The organism is Intestinibaculum porci, from assembly GCF_003925875.1.
Classification (GTDB): Bacteria; Bacillota_I; Bacilli_A; order Erysipelotrichales; family Coprobacillaceae; genus Intestinibaculum; species Intestinibaculum porci.
In genome coordinates, this window is the sequence record NZ_AP019309.1 from 1015739 (window position 1) to 1041651 (window position 25913).

Annotated in this window: 29 protein-coding genes and 1 other RNA gene; 25 read left to right on the top strand and 5 right to left on the bottom strand. The window is 40.8% G+C overall.

The genetic code is table 11. The annotated features are described in order from the left end of the window. The first annotated feature begins 1 nt into the window (after position 1). The 6 genes from SG0102_RS04935 (at position 2) to scpB (ending at position 6278) form a co-directional block, all read left to right on the top strand. On the top strand, positions 2-649 hold the full coding sequence (locus SG0102_RS04935; RefSeq protein WP_125118928.1) for a redox-sensing transcriptional repressor Rex: 648 nt from the start codon (positions 2-4) through the stop codon (positions 647-649). Between the two features lie 3 nt (positions 650-652). Beyond that, a complete protein-coding gene (asnS, locus tag SG0102_RS04940) occupies positions 653-2041 on the top strand; it encodes an asparagine--tRNA ligase (RefSeq protein ID WP_125118929.1) in 1389 nt (462 codons plus the stop codon). Between the two features lie 74 nt (positions 2042-2115). Beyond that, positions 2116-3567 (top strand): metallophosphoesterase family protein, encoded by a 1452-nt coding sequence (locus tag SG0102_RS04945; RefSeq protein ID WP_125118930.1) that lies wholly within the window; start codon positions 2116-2118, stop codon positions 3565-3567. After that, positions 3554-4924: an NAD(P)-dependent oxidoreductase gene (locus SG0102_RS04950; RefSeq protein WP_231999859.1), complete on the top strand. Its 1371-nt coding sequence runs from the start codon at positions 3554-3556 to the stop codon at positions 4922-4924. The genes SG0102_RS04945 and SG0102_RS04950 overlap by 14 nt, the downstream gene beginning before the upstream one ends. A 48-nt stretch (positions 4925-4972) precedes the next feature. Next, on the top strand, positions 4973-5695 hold the full coding sequence (locus tag SG0102_RS04955; protein WP_125118931.1) for a segregation and condensation protein A: 723 nt from the start codon (positions 4973-4975) through the stop codon (positions 5693-5695). 1 nt (position 5696) lies between these two features. Next, on the top strand, positions 5697-6278 hold the full coding sequence (scpB, locus tag SG0102_RS04960) for an SMC-Scp complex subunit ScpB (RefSeq protein ID WP_125118932.1): 582 nt from the start codon (positions 5697-5699) through the stop codon (positions 6276-6278). A 9-nt stretch (positions 6279-6287) separates the two neighbouring features. On the opposite strand, the gene SG0102_RS04965 is transcribed toward scpB, so the two are convergent. Beyond that, positions 6288-6659 carry a hypothetical protein gene (locus SG0102_RS04965; protein WP_125118933.1) on the bottom strand — a complete coding sequence of 124 codons (372 nt, stop codon included), beginning with the start codon at positions 6657-6659 and terminating at the stop codon, positions 6288-6290. A gap of 112 nt (positions 6660-6771) precedes the next feature. Here SG0102_RS04965 and SG0102_RS04970 point away from each other — a divergent pair, with 112 nt between their 5' ends. Genes SG0102_RS04970 through SG0102_RS04980 form a run of 3 tightly spaced genes read left to right on the top strand, consistent with a single transcriptional unit; the run spans position 6772 to position 8881 of the window. After that, positions 6772-7314, top strand: a complete 543-nt coding sequence (locus SG0102_RS04970; protein WP_125118934.1) for a DUF5662 family protein — start codon at positions 6772-6774, stop codon at positions 7312-7314. Next, complete coding sequence (locus SG0102_RS04975) at positions 7311-8156, top strand: patatin-like phospholipase family protein (protein ID WP_125118935.1); 846 nt, start codon at positions 7311-7313, stop codon at positions 8154-8156. Before SG0102_RS04970 ends, SG0102_RS04975 begins: the two co-directional genes overlap by 4 nt. Beyond that, positions 8156-8881: a pseudouridine synthase gene (locus tag SG0102_RS04980; protein WP_125118936.1), complete on the top strand. Its 726-nt coding sequence runs from the start codon at positions 8156-8158 to the stop codon at positions 8879-8881. Before SG0102_RS04975 ends, SG0102_RS04980 begins: the two co-directional genes overlap by 1 nt. A 34-nt stretch (positions 8882-8915) precedes the next feature. Here the strand turns inward: SG0102_RS04980 and SG0102_RS04985 are convergent, their stop codons facing one another. Continuing rightward, positions 8916-9101, bottom strand: coding sequence for a ferredoxin (locus SG0102_RS04985; protein WP_125118937.1), 186 nt, complete (start codon positions 9099-9101; stop codon positions 8916-8918). Between the two features lie 114 nt (positions 9102-9215). On the opposite strand from SG0102_RS04985, the gene SG0102_RS04990 reads away from it, so the two are divergent. From SG0102_RS04990 to nth, 10 genes are all read left to right on the top strand, one after another. Beyond that, on the top strand, positions 9216-9968 hold the full coding sequence (locus SG0102_RS04990; protein WP_125118938.1) for a hypothetical protein: 753 nt from the start codon (positions 9216-9218) through the stop codon (positions 9966-9968). 12 nt (positions 9969-9980) lie between these two features. After that, on the top strand, positions 9981-10643 hold the full coding sequence (gene cmk, locus SG0102_RS04995) for a (d)CMP kinase (RefSeq protein ID WP_125118939.1): 663 nt from the start codon (positions 9981-9983) through the stop codon (positions 10641-10643). A gap of 17 nt (positions 10644-10660) precedes the next feature. Next, positions 10661-11968: a ribosome biogenesis GTPase Der gene (gene der / locus SG0102_RS05000; protein WP_125118940.1), complete on the top strand. Its 1308-nt coding sequence runs from the start codon at positions 10661-10663 to the stop codon at positions 11966-11968. Between the two features lie 73 nt (positions 11969-12041). Continuing rightward, positions 12042-12560 carry a flavodoxin family protein gene (locus tag SG0102_RS05005; RefSeq protein ID WP_125118941.1) on the top strand — a complete coding sequence of 173 codons (519 nt, stop codon included), beginning with the start codon at positions 12042-12044 and terminating at the stop codon, positions 12558-12560. After that, entirely contained in the window at positions 12541-13110 is a 570-nt protein-coding gene (locus SG0102_RS05010) for a hypothetical protein (protein ID WP_125118942.1), read from the top strand. Before SG0102_RS05005 ends, SG0102_RS05010 begins: the two co-directional genes overlap by 20 nt. A 104-nt stretch (positions 13111-13214) precedes the next feature. Further along, positions 13215-13487: an HU family DNA-binding protein gene (locus SG0102_RS05015; protein ID WP_125118943.1), complete on the top strand. Its 273-nt coding sequence runs from the start codon at positions 13215-13217 to the stop codon at positions 13485-13487. Positions 13488-13584: 97 nt separating this feature from the next. Continuing rightward, a complete protein-coding gene (locus tag SG0102_RS05020; protein ID WP_125118944.1) occupies positions 13585-14304 on the top strand; it encodes a zinc metallopeptidase in 720 nt (239 codons plus the stop codon). A 71-nt stretch (positions 14305-14375) separates the two neighbouring features. Then, the gene (locus SG0102_RS05025; RefSeq protein ID WP_125118945.1) at positions 14376-14870 is read left to right on the top strand and encodes a hypothetical protein; all 495 of its coding nucleotides are present in this window, start codon (positions 14376-14378) and stop codon (positions 14868-14870) included. Between the two features lie 11 nt (positions 14871-14881). Then, the gene (locus SG0102_RS05030; protein ID WP_125118946.1) at positions 14882-15460 is read left to right on the top strand and encodes a DnaD domain protein; all 579 of its coding nucleotides are present in this window, start codon (positions 14882-14884) and stop codon (positions 15458-15460) included. Between the two features lies 1 nt (position 15461). Next, positions 15462-16097 (top strand): endonuclease III, encoded by a 636-nt coding sequence (nth, locus tag SG0102_RS05035; protein WP_125118947.1) that lies wholly within the window; start codon positions 15462-15464, stop codon positions 16095-16097. A 31-nt stretch (positions 16098-16128) separates the two neighbouring features. Here the strand turns inward: nth and SG0102_RS05040 are convergent, their stop codons facing one another. Next, entirely contained in the window at positions 16129-18852 is a 2724-nt protein-coding gene (locus SG0102_RS05040) for a transglycosylase domain-containing protein (protein WP_125118948.1), read from the bottom strand. Continuing rightward, on the bottom strand, positions 18852-19445 hold the full coding sequence (locus tag SG0102_RS05045; RefSeq protein WP_125118949.1) for a Holliday junction resolvase RecU: 594 nt from the start codon (positions 19443-19445) through the stop codon (positions 18852-18854). The genes SG0102_RS05040 and SG0102_RS05045 overlap by 1 nt, the downstream gene beginning before the upstream one ends. 363 nt (positions 19446-19808) lie before the next feature. Here SG0102_RS05045 and gpsB point away from each other — a divergent pair, with 363 nt between their 5' ends. The 6 genes from gpsB to SG0102_RS05075 all read left to right on the top strand — a co-directional run bounded on the left by gpsB (position 19809) and on the right by SG0102_RS05075 (position 23719). After that, the gene (gene gpsB, locus SG0102_RS05050) at positions 19809-20144 is read left to right on the top strand and encodes a cell division regulator GpsB (RefSeq protein ID WP_125118950.1); all 336 of its coding nucleotides are present in this window, start codon (positions 19809-19811) and stop codon (positions 20142-20144) included. Between the two features lie 14 nt (positions 20145-20158). Next, an RNA gene (gene rnpB / locus SG0102_RS05055) (RNase P RNA component class B) lies at positions 20159-20469 on the top strand. Between the two features lie 133 nt (positions 20470-20602). Further along, positions 20603-21526, top strand: coding sequence for a helix-turn-helix domain-containing protein (locus SG0102_RS05060; protein ID WP_125118951.1), 924 nt, complete (start codon positions 20603-20605; stop codon positions 21524-21526). Between the two features lie 63 nt (positions 21527-21589). Continuing rightward, positions 21590-22048, top strand: a complete 459-nt coding sequence (locus SG0102_RS05065; RefSeq protein ID WP_125118952.1) for a CinA family protein — start codon at positions 21590-21592, stop codon at positions 22046-22048. A gap of 28 nt (positions 22049-22076) precedes the next feature. Further along, positions 22077-23123 (top strand): recombinase RecA, encoded by a 1047-nt coding sequence (gene recA, locus SG0102_RS05070; RefSeq protein WP_125118953.1) that lies wholly within the window; start codon positions 22077-22079, stop codon positions 23121-23123. 2 nt (positions 23124-23125) lie between these two features. Next, positions 23126-23719: a TetR/AcrR family transcriptional regulator gene (locus SG0102_RS05075; protein WP_125118954.1), complete on the top strand. Its 594-nt coding sequence runs from the start codon at positions 23126-23128 to the stop codon at positions 23717-23719. 142 nt (positions 23720-23861) lie between these two features. Here SG0102_RS05075 and SG0102_RS05080 read toward each other — a convergent pair whose 3' ends face one another. Further along, positions 23862-25754 (bottom strand): IS1634 family transposase, encoded by a 1893-nt coding sequence (locus tag SG0102_RS05080; RefSeq protein WP_125118955.1) that lies wholly within the window; start codon positions 25752-25754, stop codon positions 23862-23864. Between the last annotated feature and the right edge of the window lie 159 nt (positions 25755-25913).

Consider the following 25913-nt stretch of genomic DNA (forward strand, 5'->3'; position numbering starts at 1 on the left):
AATGAGTGAAAAGAAACAGCGCATCTCACGGGCAACGATGTCCCGTTTTCCAATTTATTTGAAAGCTTTACGTACGATGGGGCAAAGCGGTAAAGAAAGTTTCCTCTCTAGTGAATTAGCGGAAGTAACGCATATTCAGGATACGACGATTCGTCGTGACTTTGGCTTTTTGCCACAGGAAAATTCTTTAGGGAAACGCGGCTATGGCTATGATACCCAGCTGATTATTGATGCTTTAAGTAATGTCTTAGGCTTAGGCCTTGATGAACCGATTATTTTAGTCGGGGTGGGGAACTTAGGCAGTGCTATTTTAAAATATAACCGCTGGAAATATACGGTTGGAAAGATTGTCTATGCCTATGATCGTGATCAGAATATGATTGGTGAACGTTTTGGCGTAGAAATCAAAGATATCAATGATCTGGAAGAGACGTTCCCAAAAGACTGTAAAATTGCGATTTTATGTGTCAGTGATGATGTGCAGTCGATTGTCGATCGTTTAGTGGCTTTAGGCATCAAGGGGATCGTTGACTTCACTCATAATCACTTTATTGTGCCAGAAGGGGTCGAAGTCCAGAATGTCGATGTTGTGGTAGCTATCCAGGAATTAGAGTTAAAGATGAAAGCGAAAGCAAGCGAAGAGGAGTAAACAATGTTTGAATTTATGACGATTAGAGAATTATATGAAGCAATTCTGTCTAACCAGCCAATGGAAACAGATTCCATTGAATATGTTGAATTAGAAGGATGGGTCAGAACGAACCGAAACAGCGGTAAAATTGGTTTTATTGCGTTAAATGATGGAACATATTTCCGTAATGCCCAGATTGTCTATGTCAAAGAAAATTTAAAGAATGCGGATGAAGTTGCGCACATTTCAACGGGTTCAAGTTTACATGTAACCGGTAAATTTAAATTAACGCCAGGGGCGAAGCAGCCATTTGAAATTGAAGCGACAGCCATTGAAGTCGAAGGGGCTTGTGATGAAGATTATCCATTACAGAAAAAACGTACATCTTTTGAATTCTTAAGAGAGATTCCTCATTTAAGACCAAGAGCGAACTCTTTCTATGCGATGTTCAGATTACGTTCTGTTTTATCAATGGCCATTCATGAATTCTTCCAGTCTCAGGGCTTTGTCTATGTACATACGCCAATCATTACTTCTAATGATGGGGAAGGGGCTGGCGAAATGTTTAGAGCAACGACCATTGATAACACTGAATTTGATAAAGATTTCTTTGGTAAGGAAGCTTTCTTAACCGTTACTGGTCAGCTTCATGTGGAAGCCTTTGCGATGGCTTTTAGAGATGTCTACACGTTCGGTCCTGCCTTCCGTGCGGAAAATTCTAATACGACCCGTCATGCTTCCGAATTCTGGATGGTAGAACCGGAAATTGCTTTTGCGGATTTAGAAGATGATATGGACTTAATTGAAGACATGGTTAAATACTGCATCCAGTATGTTTTAGATAATGCCCCAGAAGAAATGAAATTCTTCGAACAGCGGATTGATCATGACTGTATTAAACGGATTACCAAAGTGCGTGATTCACACTTTGCCCGCATGACTTACAGCGAAGCGATCGAATACTTACAAAAAGCGGATGTGAAGTTTGACAACAGTAATATTTACTGGGGTATGGACCTCAATGCCGAACATGAACGTTACATCTGTGAACAGATCGTGAAGGGTCCTGTTTTCTTAACGGATTATCCAAAAGAAATCAAAGCCTTCTATATGCGCCTCAATGATGATGGCAAAACTGTGGCGGCTTGTGACTTATTAGTGCCTGGGATCGGTGAATTAGTCGGCGGTTCACAGCGTGAAGAACGTTATGATGTCTTAGAAAAGATTATGGATGAAAAAGGCATGAACAAAGAAACCCTCCAGTGGTATATGGACTTACGTCGTTATGGCGGCTGTAAACATGCTGGTTTTGGGTTAGGCTTTGACCGTCTGTTAATGTATCTGACTGGCATGGGTAATATCCGTGATGTTGAACCATTCCCAAGAACACCAAGAAACTTAAAATTCTAAATTTTTAAAGGACATTCAATTGTCCTTTTTTCTTGTCTTTAAAATGTTAAAATAATATTAGGAGTGATGTAAAAATGACTGAATTTGAATGTATCAATGCATTTTATAATATTATTTATGGCAGTGAAGGTGGTTATCGACGCAGTTTCATGGATACGTATGAACATTTTTGTACACTGCGGGAATGGCTTTTTCATCATGATATCATTATTCCCTTTATGAACCTTATTGATGAAACGATGTTTAACTTAGCGAAGCAGTGTAAAAATTTAGAAGATCTCGATCATTTATTACATATGAATGTCAGTGAACAAATCAAGACCATTCGTAAACAGTATCAGGATCGGATTCATGTTTTATTCTTTCCAGGCGTGAACCAGGATCCATGGCCGATTTTTCAATTAAAAGATCAAAATGTCATGTTAACTCAGATTTACTATAAGATCACTGAATCTTACTTAACCGTCAGTGATCCTTTTCCCGGCCTTTTAGAAGCGATTGTCAATATCGATAAATGGCCTGGTGCCTTAGTATTTACGAAAGGCAAACATGTCTTTTATCCGATGCGCGTGGAAGCGGATATTCATAAATTAGAAGACTTTATCCATTCCGATTATCTCTGGGACGTTAACCGGACCCATGCTTCTTATTACTTACACTTAAGTGATTTACACTTAGGGCCAGAGCGTAAGGAGAAACATTTGATGACCCTTTATGATTCGCTTAATACCTTAATGGATTATCTGCATAGTGACCATAAATTAAAAACCGTGGTTACTGGGGATTTGATGAATTCGCCAAGTAAAAAGAATATGTATGTAGCCAATGATTTTATGACCGGTATGAAAAAACGTTATCATACGGATTTAACTTTTGTTTTGGGTAACCATGATATGATCGTTAATGGCTTAAACTTAGCCGGCGGACAGAAGTCTAAGGTGATTGCTTATTTATTAGGGGAAAAACTGAAGATCTTAGAAGATGATCATGTGATTCTCATTAAGATTGATTCTAACTCCGAAGGCTCCTTAGCGCGCGGGAAGGTCGGAAGACGGCAGCTTTATGAAATTGATGAAGAACTCTCAACGGTTGATCATTTAGAAGACTATACCTTAGTCGCTTTATTACACCATCATGTCTGCAAATGTGAGAAATCAGAATTCTTAAAGATTACTTTCAAAGAAAAATATGTCCTCGGGAAATTATTAGATACTTCGAAAGCTTTAGTCGATTCCGCTTCGTTTTATGCCTGGCTGAAAAGACGGCATATCAAGTATGTTCTCCATGGACATAAACATGTGCCATTCTTCATTAAAAGAGATAATACATATATTATTTCAGCCGGCAGTGCGACCGGCGGCGGTTTAAGTGAAGACAAAAGCAAATATTTATCTTATAATTTACTTAAATATGACTATCTCAATGGACGGATGACGGTCTGCTTTACTTTCTATATCGATCGCATCAAAACGGATCGTACCCGTCTGGAAGTCTATTTAATGGAGGGTGACTATGCGCTTGAATGATGAAAAAAAGATTTTAAAACTATTAGAGAGTTTTACCAAAGGATATGGGGCAGAAGTCCCCATGTCCCTTTATAATTATGTATTACCCTTATACTGTTATGAAGGTGTCGATTATCCGTCCTGCACACATTTAGGGGCATTATTACGAGGTTTTATCAAACAGGATCATCACTTTATGGAAACTTTTGGGAAGGATTATAAATCCTATGAATCCCTTATTTCTAAGGCTTTATCAATGGCATTTATCCATAAGACCATGCATTTCGATGTTCATGATGGAGATCTTTATGCTTCTTTTGTGGAAATGAGTGAAGATGATGATCCTAAAGCTTATGCCTTAGGCACCTTATTTAAAGGTTATGACGAAATAGGCATTCGCGAATTATTAGCACGCTGCGTTTCGCGCATTGTTTTCTTACAGACCAAAAGCCTTGGTGAAGATATGGATTTAAGCCGCTTTAGTGACTTCTGTGATATCACTTATTATGACTATATGGATCAGGAACATCTTTTAGAGGCGATCAGACAGGCGAATATTGTCATTACTAATAAGAATCTCTTCACCAAAGAGATCATCGATGCCTGCCTGTCTCTGAAACTAATTTGTTTAACGGCCACCGGCACAAATAATGTTGATCTCGCTTATGCGAAAGAAAAAGGCATCAAAGTCTGCAATGTCTCAGGTTATTCGACCGATGCGGTCGCCCAGTTAACGATTGGCATGGCATTAGATCTCAATCTTCATATTCATGATTATGATACCTATGTTAAAAGCGGTCAGTATGCCAAAGATGGTCAGTTCTCTTATTTTAAGCTGCCTTTTCATTCTTTCTCCCATCTGACCTGGGGGATTGTCGGTTTAGGCCATATCGGCCGTAAAGTAGCCAGCGTGGCCACCGCCTTAGGCGCGCAGGTGGTCTACACTTCGGTGAGCGGCGTCAAACGGCATGAATCTTATCCTTGCCTTGATTTTGATCGTTTATTAGAAATCAGTGATATCATCAGTATTCACTGTCCTTTAACGGAAAAGACCAGACATCTTTTTGATGAAGACGCTTTTGAAAAGATGAAGTCTTCTGCTATTCTCATCAATGTGGCGAGAGGACCAATCGTTGATGAAGAGGCATTAGCCAAAGCATTAAACGGCAATCAGCTAGCGGCGGCGGGCTTAGACGTCTTTGAAGAGGAACCTTTACCATTAAACTCACCGCTCTATCAGGCTGATCCTCATAAGTTATTATTATCGCCTCACGCCGGCTGGGCGAGTGTTGAGGCAAGAAGCCTGCTTTGTGATGAAGTTTATGAAAACATTACCGCTTATATGGATGGTATTGATCGCAATATCGTCAATAATTAATTTGCACTGATTCGTAAATTTCTATACAATAAGGCGAGGGGGTGCATTATGGAATATCAGGTCACATTAGATCAGTTCACGGGACCATTAGATCTTTTACTGCATTTAATTAAAGAACATGATATGGATTTATTAGATCTGGATGTGGCGGTCATTTGTGATCAGTATCTGACCTATATTCAGACGATGGATCCTAGTCAGTTAGAAGCAATGTCGGAATATTTAGTGATGGCTGCCTGGCTGATTGAAATGAAAAGCCGTTTGCTTTTACCGAAGGAACAAATCGATGAAGAAGACGACTATGAAGAAAAGAAAAAGGCGATGATTCGACGCCTGATTGAAAAAAATCAGATCAATCAGGTGTTAGATGAATTGAATAATGCTTATGAAAGCCGACAAGCTGAATATGCGAAGATGCCGACACTGTCTACTTTTACCGATGATTTAGAAGAAACGATTCCGGATGATCTGGAAGTGTATGATTTAGTGGCGGCGATGCAGAAAGTTTTACAGCGTAAAGCTTACATGCAGCCGTTAGAATCGAAAATCACAAAGGTGGAAATCAGTATTGATGAGCGCTGTGAACAAATTGAGGAATACTTTAAAATGCATCGCGGGGAAACGGTGAATTTTGATGCATTATTTGATAAAGGGGACCGTTACTTTGCGATTGTCACTTTTTTAAGTGTGTTAGTGCTTGTGAAAAATCGTAAACTGGATATTTCCCAAGACGCAAACTTTGATAAAATCTATCTGAAAGGAAGGCTTTAAAATGCAGACAAATGAATATTTATCAATCATTGAAGGCATGATCTTCCTTGCTGGCGATGAGGGAATGACCCTCAAACAGATTATGGCGGTTTTAGAGATCTCGAAAAAAGAAGCCCGTGAATATCTTAAACAGTTATTAGACTATTATGATCAAAAGCCAATCAAAGGTTTTCAAATTGTGAATTATGGCGGTTGTTATAAGATGGTCACGCTTGTTAAGCATGAGGCTTACTATGCGAAAATGATCAAGCAGAATCATTTGCGTTTATCGAAATCAGCGCTTGAAACGTTAGCCATTATCGCTTACTATCAGCCGATCACAAGAGTTCATATCGAAGAGATTCGCGGGGTGGGCTGTGAATCGATGATTCGTAAGTTATTAGCGAAAGCGATGATTAAAGAAGTAGGCCGTGAGGAATCACCGGGGAAACCGATTCTCTATGGGGTCACTCAGACGTTTATGGATGCCTTTAAATTAGCGAGTCTAGATGAATTACCAGAATTAGAAGAAATGTCATCTGATTTTGATAGTGATGATATCTTTAATACAAAATATCAGGAAGAAGTAAAGGACAGCGCATAACGCTGTCCTCTAATTATTGTATTCCTGTTTTCTTTTTAACACTTCAATGCGCTTTTTAATGAGCTCAATGCGGGCGTTAAGCTGGCGACGAATCATCGATGTGACTAATGATGCGATAAGCAGGGAGCCAATAAAGATGATCGCGGCACTGATTAAGGCTGCATAGACAAAGAACATCGCGTGTGAGATTGCATAAAGTAATAGGCATGATAGAGCGAGGCCTAAGGCAAAGGTTAAACTGCGGCGCCCTAAAAAGTGATGATAGAGCACTTCCTGCGCCTGGTTAAAAGTTGTCTGTAATACTTTAATGCTGTTTTGTAAATCTTCGATATCTTTACTTTTAAAATCTATATTCGTATCAATCTGGACTTTAAATGGCATGATGTCACCTCATTTACTTGAAAGATAAAGATATTATAACATAGATGAAAGATATTGAAAGTGATTTGACTATTGAAGTGAAATGTGTATACTATCAATCAGGAGAATTTCTATGAAAGCATGGTTACATTTTAAGACAATTACACATCATAAGATCAAAGTAGGACAGCTTTGTTTTCGCATTGGTTTATATAAGCAGGGACTCTTACACGATCTTTCCAAATATTCCTGGACGGAATTTAAAACCGGCGTGCATTATTACCAGGGGACCTATTCTCCCAATGCGGCGGAACGCAACGAAAAGGGCTATTCCTTAGCCTGGCTGCATCATAAAGGACGGAATAAACATCACTGGGAATTTTGGGTGGACTTTACGAAAGAAGGACCAAAACCAGCCAAGATGCCTTATCGGTATGTCGAAGAAATGTTTTGTGATCGCGTGGCTGCGAGCATGATTTATCAGGGCAAAGCCTACGATGATAGCTATCCGTTAAAATATTTTCAACGTGGTCAAGCCTACTATATTCTCCACCCAGAGACAAAAAAAGTCCTGGCCTATTTACTGACATATTTAAGTGAACATGGCTTAGATGAGACTTTAGCACTCATCAAAACAAAACATGGCTATGAAGATTATAACGAGGTGATAAGATGATTGGAGTCTTAGATGTAGGGGGCGGAACCCGCGATATTTATGGTGCTGGCGTTTTTGATTACTGTCTGGAACACCAGCTTACTTTTGACTATGGTATTGGCATTTCTGCCGGCAGTGCCAATTTGGCTTCTTTTTATGCCCATCAGGTCCATCGTAATTATGCGTTCTTCATTGATTACTGTTTCCGTGAAGAATACATGTCGATGAAGAATTTTGTGAAAGATGGCTCTTATATTGATTTTGATTATATCTATGGAGAGCTTTCTAATCATGATGGAGAAAATCCCTTGGATTATGCTCAGTTAGTGAAGAATCCGGCAATTTTCAAAGTGCTCGCTTACGATGCCAAAAACGGCACAGCGCATTACTTTGATAAAAGTGATATGAAACAGGATTATTATAAAATCTTTTCCGCATCCTGCTGTTTACCAGTCGTTTGTAAACCGGTAGAAATTGATGGTATCCCTTATTATGATGGGGGCTTAGCGGATCCTGTGCCAGTTAAAAAGATGTTAGAAGATGGCTGTGATAAAGTCGTCGTCATCTTAACGAAACCGCGTGATACCATCCGTGATGCGAAAGATGATGAGCTGAATGCGAAAATTTTAGATCGTATTGATCCGTTAGCTGCGAAAAACTTACGTTTAAGAGCGCAGCGCTACAATGAAGGCGTTGCCTTCGCAAAAGAATTAGAAAAACAGGGGAAAGCAGTGATTGTCGCTCCTGATACGATTGGTGATATGTCCACGCTGACGAAAGATAAGCAGGCATTATATACGCTTTATCGTAAAGGCTATGTCGATGCCGAAAAACTTGTCCCCTTTATTAAAGGAGAAAAATAATGGAACGTTTACAAAAAGTGATCGCCCAGGCGGGGGTCGCCTCACGCCGTAAAGCGGAAGAGTTAATCAAACAGGGACGCGTCAAAGTCAATGGCGTCGTCTGCGATACCTTAGGTACGAAGGTTGATGGCAGTGACACGATCATGGTCGATGGCAAACTCGTTAACAAGGAAGAAAAGCAGTATTATCTGTTTTATAAACCTAAAGGGGTTGTCACCACGATGCATGATGAAAAAGGCCGCGTCTGTGTGGCGGATTTCTTTAAAGATGTCGATGCCCGCGTTTATCCGGTGGGACGATTAGACTATGATACGACGGGTGCTCTCTTTATGACTAATGATGGGAACTTTGCAAATTTAATGATGCATCCTTCTTCCCATGTCTCGAAGATCTATGAAGTGGTCGTAGCCGGAAACTTTACCGATCAGGAACGCAAGACGATGGAAAAAGGCATTTATTTAGAAGGAACGAAAACCTTGCCTTGCCGGATTAAAATCAATGGCTACAATAATGGCGTGACAATGTTAATGATCCGCCTGCAGGAAGGCAAGAACCGTCAGGTGAAGAAAATGTTTGAAAGCATGGGTCATGAAGTCAAAAGACTGCATCGGATGATGATTGGTGATATTGATTTAAAAGGCATGGAACCAGGCATGTATCGCCGTTTGACGGTGCATGAAGTGCGCGTGTTAACGAATTTAGCCACCAAAAAGAAAAATAAGTAAAAAAGACCACCGGATTTCCGGTGGTTTCCTATGATTATTCAACTTCGATTGCTTCTACTGGGCAGCCTTCTGCAGCTTCTTTGACAGAATCCATAAGATCTGCAGGGATGTCATCACCTAAAGTGTTGTAAGCAACACCGTCATCATTTAAATCGAAGACATCAGGGCAAACTGCAGTACAAGCACCGCAACCGATACAATTTTCATTTACTTTAACCATAAGTTAAACCTCCTAATAAGAATAATTTACATTTACAATTATAGCCTATTGGGGATGAATTTAAAAGTGTATTTTCAATAATCTTTGTGATATAGTAGGTGTTAGGTGAGGAAAATGAGTAAAGAAACACGAACAGATAAATTTAGAAATTACCGAGAAAGTGCCCGTGAGGGCGAAGAAGTGGATGTAGAAGTCACCGATAACGATGATGATTTCCTTTCATTTATGAAAAAAGATGAAGAGGAAGAAGAGGAATTACATCCCTTAAGTTATGATACATTAAAAAATGATGAGGCGGTTACCTCGGCGTTAAAAAGCATGAAAGCGAAAAATGATTATGATACCAAAATGGATATTCTCAATCGTTTAAAAGCCGATGCGACCCAGGAACAGGTGGACTTACAGCAGTTCAATACCCAGGATTTTTCAACCGGGCATGATGTGCATGGCGAAACAGCGCCCATTGAAGAAGTGAAAGCAGAAAAAGGGCCGATCAAACCGGAAGTCAAGAAAGAAGAAAAGCCTTTAAATGAAGTAGATGATTCCGCTTTTGAAAAGAAGGCGATTGATCTCACGGAAAAACAGCCAACGGTATTATCCAAAAAAGAGATCAAAGCGCTCAAAAAGCAGGAAAAAACAGCTCGCAAAGCTACGGAAGAAGCGGCTAAACAGGCGCAAAAGGCGGAAAAAGAAGCGCAGAAAGCCAAAGCTGCCAAAGCGTCAAAAGAAACACTCAAGCGTCCGTCAAAGGCGCCGGCTGCGTCTTCAAAAAAGAGTGTGATTTCTCACATCTTAGATGTGATTGTCATTATCTTAATGATTGTGGTAATGATTTTTATTGCCTATACAATCAAGAGTATTATTTAAAAGGAGATCTTTATGAAGAAAATTTCGATTGCTATTGATGGACCAGCGGCGGCTGGCAAGTCCACTATTGCGAAAATGGTGGCCCACAATTTAGGTTATACATATATTGATACCGGCGCGATGTATCGCTGCGTCGCTTATTATGCGCTGCGTCATAATGTCAATTTTCATGACGAAGAAGCTGTGAATGCTTTATTAAAGGATATTAAGATCGGGATGCTGCCAGGGGGAAGAGTGACCTTAAATGATGAAGATGTCACTTCTTCAATCCGTGCTAATGAAGTGTCAATGGGCGCTTCGATCGTCTCTTCTTATGCGAAAGTACGTTCTTTCTTAGTTTCGCAGCAGCGTGAACTCGCAAAGGGCGGAGGCGTGATCTTAGATGGCCGTGATATTGGTACCGTCGTTTTACCACATGCAGAATTAAAGATCTATCAGGTCGCTTCCATTGAATGCCGCGCGCTGCGCCGTCATAAGGAAAACTTAGAAAGAGGTATTCCTAGCGATTTAGAAGAAATTAAAAAGGAGATTGCGGATCGTGATCATGCCGATATGACACGTGAAGTATCACCACTAAAAAAAGCCGATGATGCGATTGAATTAGACACATCGGATATGACTTTAGATGAAGTCGTTGCTCATGTCATGGACTTAGTCTCTGCCAGAGTAGCGTAAGAAAGGAATGATGAGTGATGAGGAAAGGCGTTGTAGCGATTGTCGGAAGAGCCAACGTAGGTAAGTCAACACTCTTTAACAGAATTGTCGGGGAACGTGTGTCCATTGTCGAAGACACCCCGGGAGTCACACGCGATCGTATTTATGCGCACGCTTCATGGCTCACCAGAGATTTTAGTGTCATCGATACGGGCGGGATCGAATTAGCCCAGCGTGATTTTGTGAAAGAGATTCGTATGCAGGCAGAAATTGCCATTGAAGAAGCGGACGTGATTATTTTTGTTGTTAACGGCCGTGAAGGGGTATTACCAGAAGATGAACTGGTGGCCCGGATTTTACAGAAATCCAAGAAACCCGTTGTTTTAGCGGTTAATAAAATTGATGATGTGAACTTTAGAGATGCCATCTATGATTTCTATGCTTTAGGAGTCGGTGATCCTATTCCTGTTTCATCAAGCCATGGGATTGGGGTCGGCGATGTCTTAGATGAAGTTATTGCGTTATTGCCGGATGAAGAAGAGGATGATCATGAAGGAGAAATTCGTTTCTCGCTGATTGGTCGCCCAAATGTAGGAAAATCTTCCTTAACCAATGCTTTATTAGGTGAAGAACGCGTCATCGTTTCAGATATTGAAGGGACGACCCGTGATGCCATCGATACAGCTTTTGAAAAAGATGGTCAGCGTTATCGCGTGATCGACACCGCCGGGATGCGTAAGCGCGGCAAGGTTTATGAAAACGTTGAAAAGTATTCCGTATTACGTGCGCTCAGTGCGATTGAAAAAAGTGATGTCATCTTAGTGTTAGTGGATGGGGAACGCGGTATTATCGAACAGGATAAACATATTGCCGGTTATGCCCATGAATCAGGAAAAGGCGTGGTCTTAGTGGTCAATAAATGGGACTTAGTCACGAAAGATGAAAAGACGATGGCCAAGATGACAAAGAAATTACGTGAAGATTTCAAGTATCTCGATTATGCCCGTATTGCTTTCGTTTCCGCGAAGCAAGGCTCCCGCGTGGATACCTTATTTGATTTGATTTTAGAAGCTTATGAAAATCAGCGTAAACGTGTCTCGACAAGTGTACTTAATGATGTGCTCATTGATGCACAGGCGATGAATCCTACCTCAAATTTCGAAGGCGGCCGTTTAAAGATTTACTACGGCAACCAGGTTGCGATTAATCCGCCAACTTTTGTGCTCTTTGTCAATGATCCAAAATTCCTGCATTTCAGTTATAAACGTTATCTGGAAAACAAACTGCGGGAAGCGTTTGGCTTTGAAGGAACACCTATTCATATTATCTGTCGTAAACGCGACTAATGAAAGGGCTATAAAAGCCCTTTTCATTTTGCCTGTGATCCCCTATAATATATTTATCGAGGAGAGAAAGCATATGAAAAGTCTTGTTATTGCCGATTGCAGTATTCCTGAACACTTATTCAATGAATCTGTGATCGTTGATTTACATAATGTCCAGTTTGCCCGCTGTACCGGCGGTCTGGAATGTCTCAAAAACAATGGGCAATGCCGCTTTCAGGATGATATGACCATCATTTCTAAGTGGAGCGCGCAGATTCCTTTGATTATTTATATTTCCCGCATTCGTTACGGGGAATTCGATCTGGCTTTTAAAAAAATTATTGAACGTGAAGTCTGCAATGCGCAGGCTGGCTATGTTGCGGATGGGGATACCACGAGCCGCAATGGCAAAGCCAAGAAGAAAAAGCAGCTGCTAGTCATCGGCTATGGGGATATCACAGAGCAGGAGCAGGCTTCTTTTAAAAAGTATTTAGTGGCTTCATCTTTGCCTTATTCCTTTACGAATATTGATACGTATTTCTGTCAGGAAGAAGAGTTAGATGATGTTTTAAAACTGTTTGGAGGTGTCGATCATGAACGTCCTCGTCCTTAAAGCATCGCTCAAACATGCTGGTGCAACGATGGATTTGTTTTGCGATAAACTCAATGTCTTTTTTGACAAACGCTGTAATATTGATTCTAAGGTCGAAAACAGTGTGACCTTTGACCCGGGGACATTGCGTAATTATGATGCAATCGTTTTTGCCTATACACTAACAACGGGATCCATTCCATCTACGCTTTTGGAATTCTTTGATCGCATTGAAGGGGTCCGGACGAAAGATCTCAATATTTATACGATGGCCTTTTGTGAAGAGTATGAACCAAAGGTTTGTCAGCATTCCAATGAAGTAGTGGCCTTCTGGGCGCAGCGCCATGGTTATCATTATCGCGGCAGTTTCAATATTGGTTCTTATTTTGTGATTACGCATTCACCGGCATTATTTGTCGTCACCAACTATTTACAGATGTTCTCAAACATCGTGAAAAATGGTCAGGAATGTAATCAGGAAGTCTCTGCTCTCACAAAAAAGAGTTTCCTTTCACAAGGAAATAGATACTGGAAAAAACAAATTCGAAAAGAGCGGCACAAGAACCGCTAAGTCATTAATAAAGCATGAAAAAATGCACTAATTTTGCATTTTCTTCTTGAAAGAAACGAACGGTTTTGTTATAGTATACACAGTTTCATTGAGGAGGATTTTTCATGAATAAAAAAGAATTAGTAGATGCGGTTTCCGAAAAAAGAAATCTTACAAAAAAAGATGCAGAGATCTTAGTGAATACTGTATTTGATACTATGGTAGATAGAATGCTTGACGGAGAAAAGGTTTTAATCTCTGGCTTTGGTACATTCAAAGTCAACAACCGTCAGGAACGTAAAGGTGTGTCTCCAAAGACAAAAGAAACCATTACTATTCCTGCTAGCCGCACAGTTAGCTTCAAACCAAGTAATAGATTGAAAGATGCAATGAACTAAAAAAGGATGACTCTTTGATAGAGTCATTTTTTTGTACCTTCATATCATGTTCATATTTTGTATGCTATAATAACACCAATAAGAAAGGATGAGAAAAATGAATCTCTTTTATGAACTCTACATGATGCAAAATCCCTGGTATCTGCTAGGCACGATCTTTGTGGTTTTAGCGGGTCTCTTTATGGTTTATGCGCAAATAAAAATTAAAGCCTCTTATGCCCGCTATCGCGAAGTGCCCAATCATATGCGAATGACTGGCGCGATGGTCGCACGACAGATCTTAGATGCGAATGGCATGCGGGATGTCCCGGTGAATGAAGTGGCAGGGGAATTATCCGATCATTTCAACCCTTCGAATATGACCATCAATTTATCCCGTGATATTTACGAAGGCACCTCGATCGCTTCGATGGCGGTGGCAGCTCATGAATGCGGGCATGCGATTCAGTATCATACCGGTTATGCGCCGATCAAATTCAGAAATGCCATTGTCCCTTTTGCGAACGTTGGGAATTATATTGGCTGGATTGCCTTTTTTATGGGCTTTTTCTTAGGTCGGCCAAAGATTGCCTGGTTTGGTTTCTTCTTAATGTGTGGTCTCTTATTATTCCAGGTGGTTACGCTTCCTGTTGAAATTGATGCGTCACGTCGCGGTCTCGCTATTTTAAAGACGCATTATTTAGAAGATGATGAATACAAAGGAGCCAAATCGGTTTTATTTGCGGCCGCTTTAACGTATGTCGCAAGCATGTTGCAGGTCTTTGCGACGATGTTAAGATATGCCCTTTTACTGATTGGCTCATCACGTGATGATTAATGAAGAAGGATGTTTCCTTCTTCTTTCTTTTACCCGCGCATTGATATATAATGAGACATCGGAGGATGTTTATGGAAAAGCGAGAAGAAAAAACCAAACGTACACCACGCACCAATGTCATTATTGTCATTTTAGTCGTTCTATTTGTGATTGTCTCTTTTTATGTGTTTGAAGTCCATATTCCTTATTTATCACATCAGAGTGAACAGGAAGATATTCGCGAGGCGATCGTCAAAAAGCATAAATACCATTATGATGGTTACTTTTATACGTACAACGGCGTTTCCACTTATTATATTTTAAAAGTGAAAGTGCAAAACAAACCGCAGTTAGTTGCTTATAATGAAAAGAAACAGTTAGTGAAAACTTATAATGGCGCGATTACTTCATCAACACGGGTGAAAGATGCTATTTATAAAAAATACAAACTGTCGGTTAAGAATGTCCATGTCTGCTTTGAAGATGGGGCATTTATGTACTTTGCCAAATATCAGAATGATTCTCATCTGTATTATTTCTATTATTCGTTAGATAATGCCACATTTATTAAATCGTACAATTTGTAGGAGGTATTCATATGAATTATGATTTATTTGATTACAACTGCATTGATTTTCGTAAATTACTCTTGCTGAAAGGCAAGAGTTTACATTTATCCGATCAGGCGACCCATCTGTTAATGATTATGATGACCTTAGAGGAGCTCAATATGACTCCCATTACACCGCAGCGGATTGGCGAATACTCTTCTTTAGAAGCGCAGGAAATCGATGCGATTATGTTAGATCTCATTAATTCCCACTATGTTGATCGGATCAATGGGGTCTTAGATTTCTCACCGGTTAAACGGAAACTTTTACATGAAAAGGTTGAAGAAAAGAAAGAAATCAACTTAGTGAGTCTGTTTGAAAACACCTTTGGCCGTGCATTATCAGCGACGGAAGTGAGTTTCATAAATGATTTTAAACGTTCTGGCTATGACGATGAGATGATTGTCGATGCGCTGAAAGAAGCAGCGAAATCCAATGTTTTGAATTTTAGATATGTAGAAAGGATCTTGCAGAACTGGGCCAAATACGGCAAGAAAACACGCCGTGAGGAAAATGAAGAGACATCCCAGTTTAGCGATGAAGTGAAGAATTATCACTGGTGGTAAAATGATTGCGAAAAAACAGGACCGTATTATTGCTGAATTAAATACTTTATTCCCTGATGCACACTGCGTCTTAGTGCATTCTAATCCTTTAGAGATGTTAGTAGCCGTGATGTTATCAGCGCAGACCACTGATGCGGCGGTCAATAAGGTGACTCCCGCTTTGTTTGCGGCGTATCCGACGGCGCAGGATTATGCCGATGCATCGCTGGAAGATTTGGAAGGCTATCTTAAACGTTTAGGTCTTTATCGTTCCAAAGCCCGTTCATTAAAGAAAATGGGGCAGGCTTTAGTCGAACATTTTGATGGCGAAGTCCCCCATACGATGAAACAGCTCACAACCTTGCCGGGAGTAGGGCGTAAAACCGCAAATGTCGTGTTAGGCGAATGTTTCGGCGTGCCAAGTGTACCCGTTGATACCCATGTCGAACGTATTTCTAAGCGCCTTGGCTTTGCGAAAAGAGATGACACAGTTTTAGATGTTGAACGGAAACTCAAACGTACTTTACCAAGAGATTCCTGGATGAAACTGCATCATCAGTTTATTTTCTTTGGCCGCTATGTCTGCAAAGCGCAAAACCCTAAATGCAAAGAATGCCACTTGGTTGATCTTTGTAAAGAGCCTCATAAAAATCTGTAAAAGAAAAAGTCCGTTGATTCGGACTTTTTTCTTATTCTGTAACTTCTTCAGTTTCATCAGTGTTATCCTGATTGTCCTGATTCGTATTGGCTGTATCCTCGTTATCATTGTTGTCTTCATCGCTTGCCGCAACCGAGAAGGAGAAGGAATCAAGACTTTTAGTAGTGCCATCGCTATTTGTTTGGGTGACTGTAACGGTATAGCTGCGTCCTGCTTCCACGGAGAAGCTTGCGCCGCTGCCGGCGTTGACGGTGCGGGTTGTCCCGCCACAGCTGATTGTTAAACGAGAAGCGGCATCACCGCTGGTATTCACGTAGATGGTTGAACCATTAATGGTTGCCCCATTAGTGATTCGAGATCCGGCACTCGAAACGGTGTAAGTCGCATCCTGCGTAGTCTTGTTATTGGTCGTGACAGAGCGGGAAATACGGTTAGAGGTCTTTGCGCCGCTGGCGAGTGAGTAATAACCGATCACCCGATAAGTGGTATTGGCTTCCGGCGTGAAGTTTAACGTGGCACTTGAGGTCGTTAATGACTGTGAGTACACACTTGTGGAACCTTTGAAAACCTGGACCCGATACACGACATTGCCGCTTGCAACATCGGATGATGGATCATAAGCCGCAAAGATGACGCGGATCTTGTTATCTGAAGTGACTGAGGCATTAAATGATGATAATGCATTTAATGTATCAGTTGATGTTGTGGTGCTCGAAGTATCGCTGCCGCTTGGCGTATGACCTTTCACAAACCAAGCCGTGGTAATGGAACTTTCCGGTGTTGAACTGGTTGGTGACTGATAAGGATAGACACCTCTGATCATCTTTGCCTGAACAACGGTATTTGGTGTTTCATAAGAGTTTTTCATCTTCCGGGTATTGAGAATCTTCGCCACTTTGGCGGCGACGATCTTCGCCTGATTAGTGCCGCTGATATACATCTTATGGTTGACCTGATCATTATAAGAATAACCATCCCAGAAAGACCAGGCATAATCAGGGGAATAGGCACAAAGCCAGTTATCTTTTGATTTATTGGCAGGAATACCAGCGATCGAACCATCATGGTTAGACGTCCCGGTTTTAGCGCCGATTTCATCACCGATATCAAAGTCAGAGTAATCACTGTACTGTTTAACGTAAGTCGTCATGATATTGCGTAACATGAAGGCCGTTGCTTTACTCATGGCCTGACGTGAATCGTTGCGTAATTCCTGATCGACATTGATCGTTTCGCCAGTGGTATTAATAACAACTTTTTTAATCGTATGAGGCTGAATATAAACCCCGCCATTAGAGATCGCGGCGTAGGCTGCGGCCATCTGCAGCGGCGTCGTTCCATGCGACCAGCCGCCGATTCCATAAGCTAATGAGAAGCTTTCATCGGACATGTTATAACCTAAATTCTTCAGCCAGTTGACTAATTTTGTTTTACCAACTTTCTTATAAACATCCGCTAAGGTATGGAGTGCCGCGGCGTTCCATGATTTTCCTAACGCTTCATAAAGAGTGACGCGGCCATGATACTGGCGGTCCCAGTTCTTTGGTGTCCAGCCGCCGCTTGAATAACGCGTATCATCAGCGATATGACCAGTTGACCAGTATAAGTATTCAAATGCCGTGGCATAATCCAATACTGGTTTGATCGAAGAACCAGGCTGATGACGATCGGAGAAAGCGTAAGAGTAGTTCCCGGCTTTAAAGTCGCGGGCACTCATTAAACCAATAATACGACCGGTTTTCGCTTCCTGCACAACCCCGCCCATCTGCATAAAGCGATCAGGGAAGGTGTATGTCTTGCCGGCTGCAATGTTATCAAGAGACTGTTGTAATTCAGTATCTAAGTAGGTGTAAATCGTCATATTCGTCTTATTAGGATCATAACCCGTGAGCTGTTTTACTTCACGGCTGACGCGATCAACATAAGAGGCATATTTTTTCGATTGGGTTAATGGTTTAGAGTTTAAGTAGTTCGCGACTTTTGTTGCTTTCGCTGTTTCGTATTCGCTTTTCGTAATGTAACCATGCTGATACATCAAACCTAAGATAATATTACGACGGTTCTGAGCTTTTGTAAGATTGTTAAAAGCATCGTAGTAAACAGGGGAGTTGACCGCTCCGGCTAATAAAGCGGCTTCCGGCAGGGTTAACTGGGAAGGCGTTTTATTGAAATAATATTTACTGGCAGCGTAGATCCCAACGGTATTGGTTGAACGACCAAAATAAATCTTATTGACATATAACTCTAAGACTTTTTGTTTAGTAGTCTGCTGGGAAGCCTGGATTGCTAAAATGATTTCTCCAAGTTTACGCTGGATCGTTTTTTCTTCATTTGGATAATATGTTTTCTTAATTAACTGCTGGGTAATCGTCGACCCGCCAGCGGCGATGCCACCGGCTTTTAAGTTAGAAAGCATAGCTTTGACGATACGCGGCATATCGAAACCGTTATGAATGAAGAAACGGCTATCTTCGGCGGATACTAAAGCATCGACAAAGACTTCCGGCAGGGCATTATAACTTGTATATTTCCCTTGATTGGAGCCATAGGTGTAATAACTTTTCCCATTTTCATCAACCTGTTTAGAGGTGGTTGTAGTGGTTAAGTTATTGATATCAAAGTCTTTGATCTGTGAATAGACCGTGACCCCAAAATACACCCCGGCGCTGGCAATAATGACACAGCCGGCGATGATGATCGATATCAGCACCTTTCTCCTTATTTCACTATTCAATTTTGGATTTTTTGTTTTCACTATGAGCCCTCCTTTAAATAGTACTCATCAAGTATCTCTAAGTAATGGAGCCTTGGCGCAAAGCCCTGGCGCACCAAATGCCCATAAGTCTGCGCCTGGACATAGGTGATCTTCTTCTCGTCTTTACGATAGGAAGCCGTGACATAAGAGGCATCAATCAGATACACTTCTTCACGGGAAGTAAAGGCAAGCATTAAAAAAGCGATGCCGCCATGCTTGAGCACCCGCTCGAGATGCAGAATCTGATGCTCTGAGATATTCTTAAAGGGGAAGTAATCCACTTTGGTTTCTTTCGCTTCAAAGTCGATATAGTGCCCACGGTAAAGGCCATTATAATCGGTTGTTGAAGGTTTCTGATAATAAGCTTCCACAATCTTGGCAGCCGCGCGGCGGGGATAGTCGACTTTGACGATCTGAATCGGTGTTGGTTTTTTATAAATGACTGCAATATCCTGCTCTAAATAAGCGCGATTGCTTTCATTGAGATCCTCTTCCAGATTCATCCCACGATAAGCTGTATAAAGCTTCTTTTCCTCATGGACCGGCCAGTTTTGGTTTACTGGCTGTTTTTTCTTATTTGGATAGTTTACCATGGTTTTTCTCCTTTGCGTCCATTATAACATATTCCCATCTCTTGACCATGAAAATTTCTTATTCCCCTAAGCAATCTAAACACCTCCCACTAAGCGGGTGAAAGCATCATGACTAGCATGAAAAGGCTAAGGGTGAGTGATAAGTGTTTTGGTATCATAAATATTCCTTCTTTCTGATATTGTTTATCTTTATTATAGGAAGGGAAAAAGAGATCATCAAGGAAAAGAAAGAAGTCAAAAAAACGCGTTATAGAGTTACATTTATTTCGCAAAGGCGCAAATATTTATTGCATATCGATTTAATAAATGATACAATGTACTACGCGAATGAATGCAAAAACAATGTGAATGGCGGTGACGAAGATGGAAAATAAGATTAAACTTAGTCCTAAGAAGATTTTAAATAAACAGTTTCAGATTGATTTTAAAGGCTATAATGCCAATGAAGTTGATTATTTCTTAGATCTTATTGTTGCTGATTATGAGAATTTTGCGGCGATGCTCAATGAATCGTATGATGAAATTGAAAGCCTGCAGCGTGAAAACGCTGCGTTAAAGCAGAAAATTTCTTCTTTAGAAGCGGGGGCACCAACGCAGAATGCACAAAACTTAGAAGCCAAAATGGCTGGCAACGTCGATTTGTTAAAACGTCTTTCTCAGTTAGAAAAAGAAGTTTATTCTAATAAAAAGAATGACTAACTCATGTGTCTGCGAGAATCAATCGCTAGCAGTAGAGGAAAGTCCGTGCTATCACAGGCTGGAATGCCTGTAGTGTTCGTGCTAAGCCTAATAAGCTTAGGCATCGGAAGATGACGACGGCATAACTCCTAAGTCGCAAGATAAGGAGGGCGCCATAAAGTGCCACAGAGACTATGACTTTGTGAAAACAAAGGGTGAAAAGCTGGTAAACTCCGCGAGATAGAAACCCAAATTTGGTAGGGGAGTCGCATCAAAAGAATCAAAATGGCGATGCGGTAGGGTTACCTAAGATAAATGATTGATTGAAAAACAGAACACGGCTTATCAGAGCAGACGCATCACACGATAGTTTCTATCGTGTTTTTAAGTATAGAAATGGAATTTTATGCTGATGGTGGTTGTAAATACTATTATTTTGTGCTTTAATAAGCGTGAATGATTCTTTCAGGAGGGGACATATGAATAATCTTGGTGAAGAAATCAAAAAGAAGCGATTGGAAAAAGGTTTGACGATTGAAGAACTTTCTCAGAAAACTATGCTTTCCGTTGCGATTATTAGAGATATAGAAAATGGCGCCTTCAATCGTTATGAAGGCGATGAAACATATGTCAAGATGTATCTGCGAAAAATTTCCAGTGCCCTTGATATGGATGAAGATCAGATCACGCAGGCTTATGTGAATTTGACTCAGCAGTTAAAAGCGGAGGAAGAGGAAGAAGCCAACAAGAAAGCGGAAGAAAGCGAACAGGAATTACAAAAACGAAAAGACTTCCAGTTCGAACGTCCTAATTACAACACCAAAGGATCCGTTTATGCGGATAAACCTCATTTGAAGTATGTGCGTGGGATTATTGTGGTTGTTCTGATTTCACTTATTTGTGCTGTTGTCTATATTGGTGTAAGTGTGGGCAAATCAGGCAGTGAAAATACGAAGTACACGAATACTTCTAATACCGCTACTGGTAAAGTCAATACGAAGAAGAAATCTTCAACTGCTACAAAGAAAAAGGAAACGAAGAAGAAGGCTGCAAAGAAGAAAGCTTCTACGCAGGTGACTTTCAAACGTTTAGGCACATTCCAGTATCAGATGGTTTTACCTAAGGATACGAAGAATGTAAAACTGAAGATTGTCTTCGGGGCACGCTGCTGGGTAGGCTTCAGTGCGAACGGAGCTAGCTTAAATGGTCTTTCAAGTAAGATCTATAATGCTGGTGACACGGTTGAACAGACTATTGATACGACAACCCTTCGTCAGTTAACGGTCCGCAGCGGAAATAATACTGGTACGAAGTACTATATTAATAATCAGCAGATTCCTTTAACAGATGCGGAATCGAAGATGACAGTTACAAGATTAATCTTAACGGTTGCAAAAAGTTAATGTATAATGAGAGACAAATCATAGGAACCTATGGTTTGTCTTTTTTCTAAGGAGGAATTTCAAGTGGATGAATTATGCACTTATTTAATTGAACATAATATTCAGATTGCCAGCACGGAAAGCTTTACGGTGGGGACCTTTGCCTCACGCATCGGGATGCATCCTGGCATTTCGAAAGTTTATCGCGGCTCGGTCGTGTCATATCAGACGATGATTAAACACAAAGTATTAGGCATTGATCAGGCATTAATTGATCATTATGGCGTGGTCTCAAGTGAAATTGCCCATGACATGGCGACGCATGGGAAGGCATTATTTGATAGCGATGTCTGCATCTCTTTTACGGGGAATGCCGGACCTGACGCAATGGAAGGGAAAAAAGTAGGGCAAATTTATATTGGCATCGCCGCCTATGATGATGTTTATACCTTTGCCTATGAATTATCTGGAAGTCGTCAGGAAATTGTCGATCAGGCAATTTCCCTAGGCTGTGTAAATCTATTGAAAGTTTTGAAAAAATAAAGGATAATAGAAGATAAGGAGGACATTTATGGCTAAAGAAAAGAAATCCGTAGCGCTCAATGTGGATAATAAAGAGAAAGCTTTAGATGATGCCTTAAAACAAATTGAAAAGAAGTTTGGCAAAGGCAGTATTATGCGTCTTGGTGATCGTCCAGCAGTCGACATTGATGTGATTCCTTCCGGATCTCTGCAGCTTGATGCTGCCCTAGGCATCGGCGGTTATCCGAAAGGACGAATCATTGAAATCTATGGTCCAGAATCATCAGGGAAAACAACCTTGACTCTGCATGCCATTGCGGAGTGTCAGAAACAAGGCGGAAAAGCCGCATTTATCGATGCCGAACATGCGATCGATCCGGTCTATGCAAAAAACTTAGGTGTCGATGTGGATGAGCTGATTTTATCACAGCCTGATTCTGGTGAACAGGCTTTGGAAATTGCGGAAATGTTAGTGCGTTCAGGCGTCATTGAACTGGTTGTTATTGACTCAGTAGCGGCATTAGTACCGCAAGTCGAATTAGATGGTGAAATGAGTGATCAGAATATGGGCTTACAGGCAAGGCTGATGTCTAAAGCATTACGTAAGCTTTCTGGGGTCATGAATAAAACCAACTGTACGGTGATCTTTATCAACCAGCTGCGTGAAAAGATCGGGGTTATGTTTGGCAATCCAGAAACGACAACCGGTGGTCGAGCATTAAAATTCTATTCGTCCGTACGTATTGAAATTCGTCGCTCTGAACAGATCAAACAGAATGGCGAAGTGATCGGGAATAAAACCAACATTAAGGTCGTGAAAAATAAAGTGGCACCACCATTTAAGACCACACAGGTGGATATCATTTATGGGAAAGGCATTTCCCATGATGGGGAAGTACTCGACTTAGCGACGCAGTATGATATCGTGGAGAAATCTGGTGCCTGGTATGCCTATAAAGGTGAGAAGATTGGTCAGGGCCGGGAAAATGCGAAAGCCTTCCTGGTAAGTCATCCGGAAATTATGGCGGAAGTCGAACAGGGTATTAAAAACGAAATGTTCGGGGAAGCTGTCGAAGAGACGAGCGAAGAAGCGTAAAGATGCCGAAATCAACCGAAGATTTATTGCTTAACGGCTTTATGGACCTGGTGACCGAGCGACCGCTCGATAAGATTACGGTTCAGGACATCGCTGATTACTGCTGTGTCAATCGTAATACTTTCTATTATCATTATGATAATATTTACGACTTGTTGGAAAAGTTTTTTGATCGTCAGACCAACTCAGCATTAGAATTTTTGAAAAGCGGGGAAAGTCTGAAAAACTGTATTAAAGCGATTATTTTATTTGCGATTGATCATCATCAGGCCGCTAAGCATTTGGTGAACTCAAGCAATCGTGATTTGGTGGCGAGTTATTTAGGGCATTCTTTTTCTACTTTATTAACGACGTATGTGGAAGAACATTATGACATTAACGATGAAAACCGCCAAAAAGCGGAATTCATTATCGCCTTTTATCGCTATGCTTTTGTCGGTATTATGATGGATGTCATGACCAAAGATCCGGAAGATACGCCGTCAGAGTATAACGAAAATCCTGAATATTATGTCGATTTGATCTTAGATACAATTGAACATGATATTACCGATAACATTTTAATGAATGTAGCGAAACCTCTCAAAGACGCGTAAGCGTCTTTTTAATTGTGAAATCGATGACTTGAGATTATTGAAATTAGAAAATAAATACTATATAATCCCACAATTGACAGAAAAAATTGAGCAAAAGCCAGGATTCCCTTTATTTATCGGTGTTTCCTGGCTTTTTGTTTAATCAATTTTTTGTTGTATGTGATTGCCTCTTTAAAAATTTTTTTGAAATTTTTCTTAAAATTTTATTCAGGTCCTTTGGCTTGTAGTACTGAAAGTCAAGCCCCAGCTCTGTTAGCTGCTCGAGAGCCTTTAGCGTATAGCTTGAAGTGTATGTTGCACTATAATAAACATCATGCTCATTCACCACATTCATGTTTTTTAATGTTTCTATCAACTCTTCTACTGTTACATGTGTTCCCTGATCATCAAGCATGCATTCTAACAGTCTGTATACTAGCAGGGCGGTGAAGCACGTTAAAAAATGCGCTCTAATTCTGTTGGGATTATATACATAGACAGGACGAGCTTTGAAGGTAGTCTTCATTATTCTAAAGCAGTCCTCAATCTGGTATCTCTTATGTGATATGTCAAGAATATCCTTGACCGGATCAAGAACAAGATTTGTCGCTACTGCATAATAGCCGTCATACTGCTCTTCTTTTCGAATCTGCTCCTCATCTAGAATATAAGCTGACTTTGTCTTATTTTTATTTTTGATAAACCTTCTTACGTCATTAGGTCCCTTCTTGATCTTCTCTGGATCACCTGAAGAGATGAGCTTTTTAGCTCTGTCAATCTGTCTCTGACGAACTTTTCTCTGATAGTCCATCATTTTTCTCGAGAACGTAACAATGACGATCTGCTTTAAAGTGCCTTTTGCTTTTACTTTCCTGATCTTACCATTTTTGCATTTTTTCATTTCATAATAACCAAGAAAGATGTCCTCCTTGTCAGCATTTAAAACTTTATAGGCTGTAGATTCATAGCGTGCTCTGTTCAGTTCGCTGTTTTTGTCATATTTAAAGGTTTTTAGCTCCTCAATTGACACTGGATTGTCATCACTGAGATTTCTGTAGTCACAGTCGTTGAATACAGCAGTCTGAAGAGCATCAGACAGCTTCTTGACTGACTGCGTGACAATAAAAGCTCGGCCGCCCATTGAATTAAATTTACGGATATTGTATGAACCCAGACCGGCATCGGCACAGTATATGAATTTACTGTTACCCATGGTCTTAATGACCTGCTCCTCCAGCGGGGTGGCCGTTTCCTGCTCGCTGGTATTGCCAGGATCCAGGCACATAGAAATAGGAATTCCTCTCTTGTCCATTAAAAGTCCCATTTCAACGATAGGATTAGGCCTGTTTTCCTTGCTGACGCCGTAGCGTCTTAGCCCCTTTGTAACTTCGCCCGTTTCCGGATCAATCTCATCATCGTCAGCCTGTTCGCATTCAAAAAAGTAATTTGTGCAGTCATAGTAGACGACAGACATGTCTCTCTTTATGAGATTCTGTGATTTTTTATAAAGATGCGCAAGGTAGTCCTCCTGGTTTTCTGCAATTAAATCGAGAAAGCGGAGAAAATGATGGTACTCAATCTGAGGATTCTCATAGTAGGCATTAAGGCGGTCGTAGGTGCCATACTTGCTGTGAGGATCAAGGATTCTGCCAAAGGTAAGAAATCTGTTAACAGAATTAAAGTCATATTTCGCCTTGGACTTTTCCTGAAGATTTCTAAAAAAGCCGTCCAGTTCAAGCATATTATAAATGTACTGAAGATAGAAGTATCCGATGTTGGATGACAGTGAGCGGCTTACCCGGCTATCATCGGGTCCTGTCACTCGCTGATTGAAGTCGACCGTCAGTGTGTATTCCCGCTTTCCGGATCTCGCATCCTCATTCATTTTTTGTATTACATTTCTGCAGTAGGATACCGGATCATCGGTGACCATCAGAAGTTCTGAATGTTTGCCGAGCTTTTTTACATTGCGGGTGGTCGTCTTTTTGCCGTTTCTGATTCCCTCCTGGACATAGTATGTGGGATCCTTAAGACGCTTGTCGTAGTAGAGCTTCATATAAAAAAGTCCTCCTCATATCTAATATTTTACCATGAAAGGGAAATACATACAACACATACAACATAATAGTTTATAAAATTTGACAGCTAAAAGCCCCTGATAACAGGGGTTTTGTAGATATGGCTAGTAGAGATTCTGTCAATCGCCCGATCATCA